Origin of the sequence: uncultured Polaribacter sp. (genome assembly GCF_947503875.1) — a bacterium.
Taxonomy (GTDB): domain Bacteria; phylum Bacteroidota; class Bacteroidia; order Flavobacteriales; family Flavobacteriaceae; genus Polaribacter.
In genome coordinates this window covers 322,124-335,342 of record NZ_CANNFH010000004.1, presented here as the reverse complement: position 1 = coordinate 335,342, position 13,219 = coordinate 322,124, and the positions used below count along the sequence as shown (strand labels likewise).

Below are 13,219 nucleotides of genomic sequence, written 5' to 3'. Positions count from 1 at the left end.
GAAAACTTTTGGACGCATATCATTTCGAACGCTAGTGAAAAATCCCATAATGTTTACTTTCTTTAAAATTACTACCTTTCTCATCTTGTGAGATTTCACCTAAAATCAAAATAACAAAACACCAAAACAGCACAATTCTATTCAAATTTCATAAAATTCTAAAGTCAAAACTTTGTAACTTTACAACATTAAAACTTTCAAACTTTACAACTCATAACCCATGGCCAAAACCAAAACAACTTTTTTCTGTCAGAATTGTGGCACCCAACACGCAAAATGGATTGGGCAATGTGGCGCCTGTAAAGAATGGAACACCATCGTAGAAGAAGTCATTCAAAAAGAAGAAAAACGCATTTGGAAACAAAGCACAACCGCAAAACAAAGCATAAATAAACCGCTTAAAATTGCGGATATTCAACTAAACCCAGAAGAAAGAGTAGTTACCAACAATAACGAGCTAGATACTGTTTTAGGTGGTGGTTTGGTAAAAGGTTCTGTAACACTTTTAGGCGGAGAACCTGGTATTGGTAAATCTACTTTATTGTTGCAAGTGGCCTTAAATATTAGTCAAAAAGTGTTGTATGTTTCTGGCGAAGAAAGTCAATCTCAAATAAAAATGAGAGCAGAACGTTTAGATGCCAACAACTCTAACTGTTTAATTTTAACGGAAACCAACACCCAACAAATTTTTAAAAATATAGAAGTAACAGCACCCGAAGTTTTGGTAATAGACTCCATACAAACCTTACATACCAATGCTATAGAAGCTTCTCCTGGTAGCATTTCTCAAATTAGAGAAACCAGTGCAGAACTTATAAAATTTGCCAAAGAAACAGCAACACCTGTTTTATTAATTGGCCATATTAACAAAGAAGGTAACATTGCAGGACCAAAAATTTTAGAACACATGGTAGATGTTGTGTTACAATTTGAAGGCGATAGAAACCACACCTACAGAATTTTACGCAGCCAAAAAAACCGATTTGGTTCTACCTCAGAATTAGGTATTTATGAAATGTTGTCTAACGGTTTACGAGAAATCTCCAATCCATCAGAAATTTTAATTTCTAAAAAAGATGCCGATTTAAGTGGTACTGCAATTGCCAGTACTTTAGAAGGCATAAGACCTTTAATGATAGAGATACAAGCGTTGGTTTCTACGGCAGTTTATGGTACACCACAACGTTCTACAACCGGCTACAATTTAAAGCGTTTAAACATGCTTTTGGCTGTTTTAGAAAAACGTGCAGGTTTTAAATTGGGCGCAAAAGATGTGTTTTTAAACATAACTGGTGGTATTAATGTAGACGATCCTGCCATTGATTTAGCTGTAGTTGCTGCTATTTTATCTTCTAACCAAGATATTGCTATAAACCCAAATGTTTGTTTTGCGGCAGAAGTAGGTTTAGCAGGCGAAATAAGACCTGTTTCTAAAATAGACCAACGTATTTTAGAAGCAGAAAAATTAGGTTATAAAAGTTTTGTAGCTTCTAAATACAATAAAATAACCTCTAAAAATCATGGTATTAAACTGGTTTTAGTGGGTAAAATTGAAGAGGCTTTTGCTACTTTGTTTGCTTAGGAATAAAAATAAATTAAACTAAAAATGAGAGTTGAAAATTTAGAACATCTTAAAGAATTAGCGAGTAACAAAAATGGTGATTTTGAGGAATTTTATATTTCCTTAGCCAATGGTATGGTTAGAAGTAGTAAAAGGATTCTCTATAATGCAGAATTTGATGAATTCTCTTTGGTTAACGAAATTGATGACACTTATCAAGAATTAAAGTCATCAGAACTTGAAAAAGAAACGAATCTAATTGATGCAATAGAAAAAAAAGCTCTTTTTAAAGACTAAACTACCTCTACAAACTCACCAATAATATTCATTTCATTCGCATTTTCTATATCAATAACAATATCTTGATAAGAAGAATCAAAAGAATTTGGTTTTAATAAAATTTCAGTATGTTCCCATCCTTCTTCAGAAATATTCTTCTGACTAGCATAAGTTTTCACTGTAAAAGCAGAATTAAAATCTCTGTCTTGTTGGTCAAAATTTTCAATTAATAAAATTTTACCTGAACGCGAGCCTCCAGAATATTTCTTGAAAATACAGATAGAACCATTTGGTATTCTTTTATTCATAGATTCTCCAATTACTTTACATGCAAAGTAATCTGAATTTAAAGTATATTTTTCTGGCACTTCTAATTGAGAAAATGATTTTTCAGATTGCATGTCACTAAAATTCCCTGCTGCTGCATAGAAATCGTAGAATGGAATTGTAAATGTTTTTTCAATAGTTTTCTCTTCAACTAAATCCTTAACAACCTCAATTTCTCTTGTGTCAGAACTGTTATTTGAAGTAATATAATTATACAAATCTTCGTTCACAGGCTTATCTAATTTAAATTTAAAATGAACAATTGGTGTTCTTCCATCATCCATTGTTGCTTGTTCAATTGAATTGGGTATGATACTGCAATCTCCCATAAAATAAAAATCAGTTCCTTCAGCGTCTTCTTTTTTAACGAAAAGTAAAATCCTTTCAGATTTAATTACATTTTGAATTTCATCACTACCAAGTTTTCTGTTTGACCTAGATTCCCATGCAAAAACTGAAGGATTGATGAAATAGTCATTATACTTAATTGAATCTTCAATTTCGTGAGACTTGTGGTATGTTACAAAACAAGGCGTTATATTATCTCTTGTACGATATCCATAAACTGTTGCACTTATGTCTAAATCCCAATTTAATAGTCTGCAAACATCTTTTCGACTATATTTATTAAATAGTAATAAACCATTTTTAAATAACTCTTTATTATAATTAGTATTAAATGTTGTTAAAGAGTACTCTATAGAATCAGTGAAGAACTTTTGAAAATACTCTTGTTCTAAATGTGTTAAAAAATCGTTGTGAAATATTAAAAAATCATTTTCTTTATTTATAATATTTTCACTCTTTCTTACAAATCTAAAATTCAAATTGTTAATGCAAGATTCAATAACTTTATCAGATATATTATAATTATATTTCTTGTTAATTTCAGTTTTAAAACTATCAACTGATAATTTAGAATATTGAACTAAATATTTTAAAATATAACTTTCTTCAACTCTTTTTGCATTATTAATTTCCCTTGAAAAAAGCTCTAAAAGTTCAACTTGCTTTTTACTTAAAACAGCATTAAAATCCTTATCTGCTTTAAGAACAAAATTGTAATAAGACTTAGAATAATTAACAAATAAAAAAGGGTCTCGTGATTTATTTTTAAGAAAATCTACCATCATTGGTACACGACCTAATCTATATTTCATAAGATTATAGTCTTTCTTTAAATCACTTAAAAGCCTCATATTAGCAGAATCTATTGATTTAAAGATTTTTTCCTTAGAAATTTCATCAAAATTAATTGTTGAAGAACCTGGTATTACCTTACTTCCTTCTGAAATTAATTTTCTTAACGTATCTTTATTAAAAGAAGTGTCACCATATAAAGCAATAGGTATTAAATAATTGTTTTTATGATTTCCAATAAAATCTACAATAGTTAAAAAGTCTTTTCCTTCTACTTTTCTAAGACCACGTCCAAGTTGCTGCACAAATATTATTGCAGATTCTGTTGGCCTTATCATTAATATTTGATTAATCTTTGGTATGTCAATCCCTTCATTAAAAATATCAACTGTAAAAATATAATCTAACTTTTCGTTTATATTATCAGACTCTAAAAGTTCGATGGCTTTTTTCCTTTCTTCTTCTGAATTGTCTCCTGAAAGTGCAATTGTTTTGTAACCAAATTCATTAAATTTTTTAGATAAAAGTTTTGCCTCTGCATTTCGTGAACAAAAGACTAAACCTCTTATTATACCATTATAACTGCCATATAATTTTGCTTTTTCAATAATTTTAGAAACCCTTTCATCACTTGCCAAAAGAGTAAAATCTTTTGTATTTTCTAAAAGCTCGTTATTTACTTTTATATCTGTAATACCATAATAATGAAATTCACAAAGCATGCCTTCTTCCATAGCTCGATTTAAGCGAATTTCATAAGCTATATTATGGTCGAATAAAGTAAAAATATCATTTCCATCAGTACGTTCTGGTGTTGCAGTCATTCCCAATAAAAACTTGGGCTCAAAATATTCAATCAAACGTAAATATGAATCTGCACCAGATCTGTGCGATTCATCAATTATAATATAATCAAAATGGTCTTTCTTAAATTTAGATAAATGGTCTTCTCTAGAAATTGTTTGAATTGTTGAGAATATAAAATCTGCATCTAAATCCCTTTTATTACCTGAATATAAACCGAAAGTTTCCTTTTTAAATATTTTTTTAAAAGTTTGTAAAGCTTTCTCTGCAATATTTAATCTATGAACTACAAATAACAACTTTTTAGGTTTAAAAGCTTTTACGTCAAAGGCAGATAGATACGTTTTTCCTGTACCTGTCGCTGAAATAATTAAAGCTTTTGATTTTTGTTCTTCTCGAAGAATTGCTAAATTTTGTAAAGCTTCAGCTTGCATTTGATTTGGCTCAATATTTTTATCAATACCAATTTCTTCATTTAGTTTTTTTGAAAGTTTAGCTTTATTGTAAATAATTTCATATTCAGAAATATAATCATCGTTAACTATAGTTCCTTCACTAAAATCAGATTCAAATTCTGACAACACACTATTTGCAATTTCACTTGAATGTAAACCTGAAATTTTTAAATTCCATTCTTTATTCAATTTTAAAGCTGTTGAAGTTAAATTACTACTTCCAATTATAACATTATAATAATTTGATTTTTTAAAAATATAACCTTTTGCATGAGAATTACTCTTAGTCGCTATTTTAAGTTCAATATTCTTAAAATTTAAAATTTTCTTTAACGCTTCTGGTTGGGTAAAGTTTAAATATTGAGAAACTAAAACCTTTCCTTTAACTTTCCGTCTTTCTAATTCTAGAAGTGTATTAAATAAAACAGCAATACCACCAGAAGTAACAAAAGCAACAGAAATATAAAACTCTTCACAATAGTTTAATTCTTGAATTAAAGTAGAAAGCACCTTTTCATTTGGCTCTTTTTTATTAATTAATAATTTAGGCCTGTATAATACTTCTGAAGGTATTTGTTTATCAACAAAACCAGTATCAAGACTTTTTCTGAAATTTTCTTTAAAATCTTCAATCATTATTCATCAGTTTCTTTACAATAGGTAAATCTGCAGCAGCCCAATCTAATTTATTTAACTCTTCTCTTTTTAACCACTTATAAGAAATGTGTTCGTTTAATGTAATATTTTGAGTAATTACATCACACAAAAAACTATGCATTGTAAGTTCAAAATCAGGATATTTATACACAACAGAAAGATACAATTCTTTTATTTTTGGTGTTATGTTTAACTCTTCAATCAATTCTCTTTCTAAAGCTTCTCTTTTTGTTTCGCCTATCTCAATTTTACCTCCAGGAAATTCAAACTTATTTGAAATATATTGCAACTTGTTTTCAGCTCTTTGCACGCATAAAATCCATTCACCATAAGTAATTATTCCTGCTACAACCTCAACTCTCTTCATTTAATATTTAATGTTTTGTGTATTACAAAGTATATACTTTGAGCGAATTTACTTTTTAAAAGCCGTAAAACCAAAAAAACCCAAGCTTTCACTTGGGTTTTTAATAGCATTATAAAAAAGTAAAACTTACTTTTTATTTACGGTTTTAATATATCTCTCTAAAGCCATGGTCATAGAAGGTGTTTCTGGTGCAGGTGCTTGTATATCGCACTTAAAACCAGCATCTGTAACCGCTTTTACGGTAGTATTACCAAAAGCAGCAATTCTAGTGTTATTTTGCTTAAATTTTGGAAAATTGTGTAACAAAGATTCTATTCCAGAAGGACTAAAAAACACCAAAACGTCATAAAAAACATTCTCTAAATCAGACAAATCGCTAATTACTGTTCTGTACAAATCTAAACGTTTCCATTGTATGCCCAGTTTATCTAACTCTTCTGGTACCAAAGGCTTTAATTTATCTGAACTTGGTAGTAAAAACTTTTCTGTTTTGTGCTTTTTAATGAGCTTAATTAAATCTGGAAACGTTCTGTTACCAACATAAATTTTACGTTTTCTGTAAACTACATACTTTTGTAAATAATAAGCTACAGCTTCAGACTGGCAGAAATACTTCATGTCATCTGGCACTTTAAAACGCATTTCTTCTGCAATTTTAAAGAAGTAATCCACTGCATTTCTACTTGTTAAAATAATAGCAGTAAAATCTTTAAAATCTATTTTTTGATTTCTAATTTCCTTAACAGGAATACCTTCTACATGAATAAAAGATCTAAAATCTATCTTCACTTTTTGTTTATCAGATAAATCAAAATAAGGGGAAGTTTCTGTTTTTGGTGCTGGTTGCGATACTAGAATAGTTTTCACTTTCATAAACTTTCGGTATTTAATTTAAAGCAACAATTTAAATAGTATAAATAGCGGTGCTATTTCAAGAGCGCAAATGTACAAAATAAAATAAAACAACTTGCTAAAAATCAGCTTTTTGTTGTTTACTACCAGAAAAATAAACTTTGCAAAAAATAAAAAAAGAATTGTGTAAGCAAAAACAATTGGTTTTAAAGGGCTAAACTTAACTATTGTAAATAAAACAAACAGTAAAAAAGCAATTGCATATTGGTAGGCATATTTACTTACAATATAAAAACGCACCTGTTTTCTTATTAAAAATAAGCTGCTAACCGCAGATTCTATAGTTTTTTTTACTAAAAAGTATACCATTGTAAGTACAAAAACCTGCAAAAAGCTATAAAAACTTAAAGAAAAGTATGTAGTAAATTCATGCAAAACATAACTAAAACTTAGCGCATAAACTACTATAGAAAAAATAAAAATTAAGCTTTGAAATACATTTAAAAAAGTAGTATTTTCTGCAATTTCATCTTCTATAAAAGTTTTATTAAAAAGAGAAAATGCGTAGCCTTTTAAACGGTTAGCATCTAAAATTTTTAATACAGCAATTGCGGCAATTAAAGCTACCCAAACTAAGGGAACCCAATTGGTATGTAACACTATTTTTTCTATTGCCTGCACTTTGGTTGTTTACTAAGATTAACACAAAATTAGTAATTAAAAAATGTATATTTGTATTCTTACCACATGAAATTTAATTTATGTCAGACAGTTTAGTAATTATACCTACTTACAACGAAAAAGAAAACATAGAATCCATTATTAGAGCTGTTTTTAAGGAAGAAAAAAAGTTTGCCATTTTAATTGTAGATGATAATTCACCTGATGGAACTGCAACCATTGTAGAGCAATTAATACCTGAGTTTGCTAACCAACTTTTTATAGAAAAAAGAACAGGAAAAGATGGTTTAGGTACTGCATATATTCATGGTTTTAAATGGGCGCTAGCCAAAAATTACGAGTATATTATAGAAATGGATGCAGATTTTTCTCATAACCCCAAAGATTTGGTTCGCTTATACAATGCTTGCGCAAAAGAAAATGCAGATGTTTCTGTTGGCTCTAGGTACGTAAACAACCAAGTAAACGTGGTTAATTGGGATATAAAGAGATTATTACTCTCTTACTTTGCCTCTAAATATGTGCGTTTTATTACTAGAATACCCTTGTTTGACACTACTGCTGGTTTTGTCTGTTGGAAAAGAAAAGTACTAGAAACTATAAACTTAGACAAAATTAAATTTGTGGGTTACGCGTTTCAAATAGAAATGAAATTTAAAGCCTGGAAACATAAATTTACCATAAAAGAAGTATCTGTAGTGTTTACAGATAGAGACTTAGGCACCTCTAAAATGAGTGGAAATATTGTTTCAGAAGCTTTATTTGGTGTTATAAAAATGCGTTTAAATGGTTTATCAAAATAAATAGGCAATTGTTTTAAAATAGCTAATACAAAACTTTAAAAATTAAAATAAACACACTTCAATTATACGCTTAACTAAAACTAATTAACCTAAAAACTTCATTTTTAAATTGAAGTAAAAAGTACAAAAATGAAAAATTCTTACCTAATTAAAAGTGCTACTATAGTAAACGAGAAAAAATCTTTTAAAGGAGATGTTTTAATAGAAAACGGTATGATAGCAAAAGTTGCTACTACCATTACTAATCCAAAAAATATAGAAACTGTAAATGCAGAAGGTAAATACTTAATACCTGGCTTTATAGACGACCAAGTACATTTTAGAGAACCCGGTTTAACCCACAAAGCAAATATTGCCACAGAAAGTAAAGCTGCAGTGGCTGGCGGAATTACAACTTTCATAGAACAACCCAATACCATACCACAAGCAACAACCCAAACACTTTTAGAAAAGAAATTTGAAATTGCTGCTAAAACTTCTTACGCCAACTACTCGTTTATGTTTGGTGGTACCAATAATAACTTAGAAGAATTACTAAAAACAGATCCAAAAAAAGTAGCCGGTATTAAATTATTTTTAGGCTCTTCTACAGGAAATATGTTGGTAGATGATGTAGAAGTACTAGAAAAAATATTTTCTTCTACAAAAATGATTATCTCTTTGCATTGTGAAGATGAAGCCACAATTAAAAAAAATACTGCAGAATTTAAAGCAAAATACGGAGAAGACATTCCGTTAAAATACCACCCAATTATTAGAAGTGAAGAGGCTTGTTATATCTCGTCTTCTAAAGCTGTGGAATTGGCAAAGAAAACAGGTGCAAGAATTCATATTTTTCATATTTCTACAGCAAAGGAAACCAATTTGTTTAGAAACGATATTCCGTTAGAAGAAAAACAAATTACAGCAGAAGTTTGTGTGCACCATTTATGGTTTAATGATGCTGATTATGAAACCAAAGGAACCCATATTAAGTGGAACCCAGCAGTAAAAACAGAAAAAGACAGATTAGGTCTTTGGAAAGCCTTGTTAGATGATAGAATAGATGTACTAGCTACAGACCACGCGCCACATACTTTAGAAGAAAAAAACAACAAATACCTTAATGCGCCAAGTGGTGGCCCTTTAGTGCAACATGCCGTTTTAGCCTTATTAGAAAAAGTAAAAGAAGGCGTTATTCCTATTGAAAAACTAGTGGAAAAAATGAGTCATAATCCTGCAAAATTATTTCAAATAGAAAAAAGAGGTTTTGTTAAAGAAGGCTATTATGCAGATTTGGTTTTAGTAGATGTTAACAAACCACAAACTGTTGCTAAAGATAATATTTTGTACAAATGTGGTTGGTCTCCTTTTATGGGTACAACTTTCTCATCTACCATAACACAAACCTTTGTAAATGGTGTTTTAATGTACAATAATGGCCAATTTAATGAAGAAATAAAAGGTAAAAGACTTACGTTTAATAGATAAAATGAAATTACAAACCACCCTTTTACTGGCGTTAATTTTATTGGTTTCTTGCACAAGTAATACCATTTTTGAAGAGCCAAAAGACTTGATTCCTAAAGATACTATGAGTCTTTTATTACAAGAGATGATGGTGGCCACTAGTGCAAAATTTATTAAAAATAAAAATTTACAAAAAGACATTAATTACATGGCTTTTGTTTTTGAAAAATATAAAATAGATAGCACAAGATTTGAGATTAGTAATTACTATTACATGTCTAAAATAGACTTGTATAAAGAAATTTTACAAAAAACAAAAGACGAATTAAATCTTAAAAACGATGGTTTTAAAGTAAAACAACAAATTAGAGATTCTATTAAAACAGATTCTATAGAAAAGGTAAGGTTGGCCAAAGAAAAAGTAGACAGCCTAAAAATTAAATTGGCAAATAAAAAAGATTCCATTAAAAACCCTTTGGTTAGCGCCGCAAATTAATTCAATTTTATTGGTAATTTTCACAAGTTTCAGCTATTGTATTTTCAATTTCTTCAAATTGAAAATCAATAGCTTTTTCTATTTTTTCTGATGAATATTTAGAAACTGAATGGGCACTTCTTGCAGAATATTTACTTAATAAAGGCTGTACACCAGTAATTTTGCTTGCAAAGGCAGAAAAACGCCACAAAATTGCAGTTTGCCACGATTTTATTTTTGTTGATGGTCTTTTTTTACGAAACGCATCTGCAATAGCAAACAAAACATCTTTATAGGTTTTATTTGCTGCTACTAAAATAAAACGTTCGTTTTTTATATTAGAATTGGTAAGCAAAATCATGGCCTTTACCACGTCTTTTACACCAACAAAACCCGTAATTCCTTCTGTGTAATACCTAAAACCATTATACACTTGGGTAAACAACTTGCCAGAACCTGTTTGCCAAAAACCACTGCCTAAAATAACACCAGGATTTACAATTACAACTGCAACACCTTCTTGGCTTGCGCGCCAAACTTCCATTTCGCCACCAAATTTAGTAATAGAATAACCACTATTGTCTGCTTCTTTATTCCACTCGTTTTCTTCTGTAATTAAAGCTCCATTTAAAGAATCTCCAACAGACGCTATAGAACCTACATAACACATTTTATTCACCTTTGCATCTATAGCCAAGTTTACAAGAATTGCAGTACCATGTATATTAACTTTCCGCATTTCTCTATAATCTTTAGGGCTAAAAGAAATAAAAGCTGCACAATGATAAAGTGTTTTTACACCAATAAAAGCAGGTATCATAGCTGGTACTTCTGTAATATCTGCTTTAAACCACTCTACTTTTTCTATTAAACTAGTATCTTCTGTATAATAAGCAAACACTTTTTTAACAGCTTCTATTTTAATTTCAGAACGGTAAATTGCACGTACTTTTTCATCATTTTTAACCAAATGATACAGTAAATGTGCGCCTACTAAACCTGTTGCTCCTGTAACTAAAATCATACTGCTAAGTTATGGTTTTTTGGTTGATAAGTTTCGGGTTTCAAAAGGTTTAATCCTATTAATAATTGATGAAAAAAATTACAAAAAGAGAATCTAATAAAGCACATACAACTCATTTTATTGAAAAAAATACTGTAAACAACTTAAAATCTTTCGAGTAATATCAATTTTTTAATGTTTTTTGTTGATATAACATAAGTCTCTGTTTTTATAAGGTTGTTTCAGAAGACTTAGATTTGATTGGATTTTTGGTGGCAAAAGCCAACTTTCTAAAATCGAATTAAGAAACTAGAAGAGCTTTTATGAGAAAATTTAATTTCTGTTATAAAAAAGTAAATTTACCGCAAACTGATTTTATTATTTGTTTCAACTTAAAATGGATCGCCACCAGCATTTGGAGGTACAGATTGCGCTTGAGAGCGTTTAGGGTTCAAAATAATAAAAGTACCTAATGAAGTTAAAGCTGCGTATTTACCTAATTTTTTTACAGCCTCCTTCCTTGTTATAAAATCTTCATCCTCAAATTTTGTCATAACTATTTACTGTATTTAATTAATAATTATTTTTTTATACGTAAACTTTTCATCATTAAAAATCAATACAAAATAGATGCCAGTATTTAATTTTGATAGATTTATTGAAAGTTCATTTTGTAGATTATCTATGTTTTTTTGAAGAACATTTTTACCACTAACATCATAAATTTTTACAGTTGCGTTTTTATGTAAATCTCCTTTTATTAGAAGTTCTTTTTTTGATTGAAGCGATATTACTTGGATATTCTCATCTAATTTTAAGTCATCTACAGATAGTGTAGAACTACCATAATGTAAGAAAAAACGATTTTTTACTGCCAAATTACTAGTGTATAAAAAAGAGTAATTGGATTTTTTTAAGTTTGTAAAAGTCCCGTTTACTTTATCCTCTAAAAAAACACTAATATCATCTGGAATTTTAGACTTTTTAGCATCTAAATCTATTGTTAATTTATCATCTACAGCACTTTTTATTCCCAAAGGTATCTTTTGTTCTCCTAGAGATTTATAGGGTAAACTCTGTATTGCAAGTTGTAAACTACTAGGGTTAGAAGGTAACTCTGAATAAATAGATAAACTTGCTGATTGGTTTGAATACAAAGAAGCATCATAACCAGAATCTAAACCCTTTGTAGTGCCTTCTATAAAATAAATAGAAGTTGAAGTAGACTTTTTAGATGATGACAACTCAATTGTACTGTATGCAATATTATTCTCTTCTGATTTACCTACTATAAAATCATCTGCATTGCCAATTCTTTGCATAGACTTTTTAAAGCTAACTCTTCCTCCATCTATTTTAGATTTTACAAAAAAAGCTTGACCAGGCGCTATTAGCTCTGTAATATCTGTGTCTGCTATTGTTGCTAAATTCCAAACTGTCCAACCATCAGATGCATCTCCATCATAACCATAAATGGCTTGAAAACCACCATTTCCCTCAAACTGATCTTTGTTTTCATTAAAAAAACTTTCAAAGTCTAAATAGGCTGGATAGGGATTACCAATAAGATTCCAAGCGCCTCCAAGACTAGCATCTAAGAGTCTAATACTAATTTCTGCATTTGGAGCAAAACCACTAAATTTTAAATTACTTCCATCTGTTGTTGCTACTCTATAACCTTTTCCTGAATCGATATTGGTATCAAAGTTTACACTAACATCAAAATTTTCATATGCTCCTGTATTGGTATTATATGGCGCAAAAGCTCTAATTGTACCAGATGATGCTAGATTTGGATTATCCAATGCAAAATCGCCAAAATTTTGAGCTAATATGGGGCTAGAAATTAAATCGTTACTTCCTACAGGACCTACTTTAGCAACAAATCGGTTGTATTCTATTGGGCCTAGTAAAAGGCCCTTTGCAATCATACTAGAATAAGATTGAGAATTAGAATTTAATATTGTTTTATCAGCAAATAAAAGAACGCCAGTTTCTATTGTAAGTGATGAACCTGCATTAATAGATAAAGTATCACAAGAAGTATTACTAGTTATAGATACGTTACCAAATTCCACAAAAATATTATCTTCTCCTAAAGAAATACCGTTTGGATTTTTTGGAAACCAAAAATCATCATAAATATAATTTACTATTTCATGACGTTGGTGCACGCCTTCTGTTACAGAAAAATTACCAGTTCCAGTATTTTCCTGATAAAATACTTGCCCTACTGTATATTCTAAACTTCCACCAGCATCTGAAGCGACCCCAAATGAAGCAGAAATTACTTCTTGTGAAAATAAGAATTGTACAAACAAGAAAAAAAATAACGTTAAGAGCCAATTTTTCATTTGCTATTTTTT

12 protein-coding genes are annotated in these 13,219 nt (G+C 29.6%); 5 read left to right on the top strand and 7 right to left on the bottom strand.

What is annotated here, in order from left to right:
* The first annotated feature begins 220 nt into the window (after positions 1-220).
* Together radA and Q0684_RS08645 are read left to right on the top strand one after the other, a co-directional pair.
* Positions 221-1,582, top strand: a complete 1,362-nt coding sequence (gene radA, locus Q0684_RS08650) for a DNA repair protein RadA (protein ID WP_299015296.1) — start codon at positions 221-223, stop codon at positions 1,580-1,582.
* 24 nt (positions 1,583-1,606) lie between these two features.
* Positions 1,607-1,858: a hypothetical protein gene (locus tag Q0684_RS08645; protein ID WP_299015293.1), complete on the top strand. Its 252-nt coding sequence runs from the start codon at positions 1,607-1,609 to the stop codon at positions 1,856-1,858.
* Here the strand turns inward: Q0684_RS08645 and Q0684_RS08640 are convergent.
* The 4 genes from Q0684_RS08640 to Q0684_RS08625 form a co-directional block, all read right to left on the bottom strand.
* Positions 1,855-5,202 carry a DUF3427 domain-containing protein gene (locus Q0684_RS08640; protein ID WP_299015290.1) on the bottom strand — a complete coding sequence of 1,116 codons (3,348 nt, stop codon included), beginning with the start codon at positions 5,200-5,202 and terminating at the stop codon, positions 1,855-1,857. The two genes, Q0684_RS08645 and Q0684_RS08640, sit on opposite strands and share 4 nt — an antisense overlap.
* Positions 5,195-5,590, bottom strand: coding sequence for a (deoxy)nucleoside triphosphate pyrophosphohydrolase (locus tag Q0684_RS08635; RefSeq protein ID WP_299015287.1), 396 nt, complete (start codon positions 5,588-5,590; stop codon positions 5,195-5,197). The genes Q0684_RS08640 and Q0684_RS08635 overlap by 8 nt, the downstream gene beginning before the upstream one ends.
* Before the next feature lie 126 nt (positions 5,591-5,716).
* Positions 5,717-6,463, bottom strand: coding sequence for a uroporphyrinogen-III synthase (locus Q0684_RS08630; RefSeq protein WP_299015284.1), 747 nt, complete (start codon positions 6,461-6,463; stop codon positions 5,717-5,719).
* 18 nt (positions 6,464-6,481) lie between these two features.
* Positions 6,482-7,123 carry a DUF4271 domain-containing protein gene (locus Q0684_RS08625; RefSeq protein WP_299015282.1) on the bottom strand — a complete coding sequence of 214 codons (642 nt, stop codon included), beginning with the start codon at positions 7,121-7,123 and terminating at the stop codon, positions 6,482-6,484.
* A gap of 80 nt (positions 7,124-7,203) precedes the next feature.
* On the opposite strand from Q0684_RS08625, the gene Q0684_RS08620 reads away from it, so the two are divergent.
* The 3 genes from Q0684_RS08620 to Q0684_RS08610 all read left to right on the top strand — a co-directional run bounded on the left by Q0684_RS08620 (position 7,204) and on the right by Q0684_RS08610 (position 9,871).
* Positions 7,204-7,926: a polyprenol monophosphomannose synthase gene (locus Q0684_RS08620; RefSeq protein WP_299015279.1), complete on the top strand. Its 723-nt coding sequence runs from the start codon at positions 7,204-7,206 to the stop codon at positions 7,924-7,926.
* A gap of 129 nt (positions 7,927-8,055) precedes the next feature.
* Positions 8,056-9,396, top strand: a complete 1,341-nt coding sequence (locus Q0684_RS08615) for a dihydroorotase (RefSeq protein ID WP_299015276.1) — start codon at positions 8,056-8,058, stop codon at positions 9,394-9,396.
* Position 9,397: 1 nt separating this feature from the next.
* Complete coding sequence (locus Q0684_RS08610) at positions 9,398-9,871, top strand: DUF4296 domain-containing protein (RefSeq protein ID WP_299015274.1); 474 nt, start codon at positions 9,398-9,400, stop codon at positions 9,869-9,871.
* 7 nt (positions 9,872-9,878) lie between these two features.
* Here Q0684_RS08610 and Q0684_RS08605 read toward each other — a convergent pair whose 3' ends face one another.
* From Q0684_RS08605 to Q0684_RS08595, 3 genes are all read right to left on the bottom strand, one after another.
* Entirely contained in the window at positions 9,879-10,874 is a 996-nt protein-coding gene (locus Q0684_RS08605; RefSeq protein WP_299015271.1) for an NAD-dependent epimerase/dehydratase family protein, read from the bottom strand.
* A 371-nt stretch (positions 10,875-11,245) separates the two neighbouring features.
* The gene (locus Q0684_RS08600; RefSeq protein ID WP_299015268.1) at positions 11,246-11,407 is read right to left on the bottom strand and encodes a hypothetical protein; all 162 of its coding nucleotides are present in this window, start codon (positions 11,405-11,407) and stop codon (positions 11,246-11,248) included.
* 15 nt (positions 11,408-11,422) lie between these two features.
* Positions 11,423-13,207 carry a T9SS type A sorting domain-containing protein gene (locus tag Q0684_RS08595; RefSeq protein WP_299015265.1) on the bottom strand — a complete coding sequence of 595 codons (1,785 nt, stop codon included), beginning with the start codon at positions 13,205-13,207 and terminating at the stop codon, positions 11,423-11,425.
* Positions 13,208-13,219: the final 12 nt, after the last annotated feature.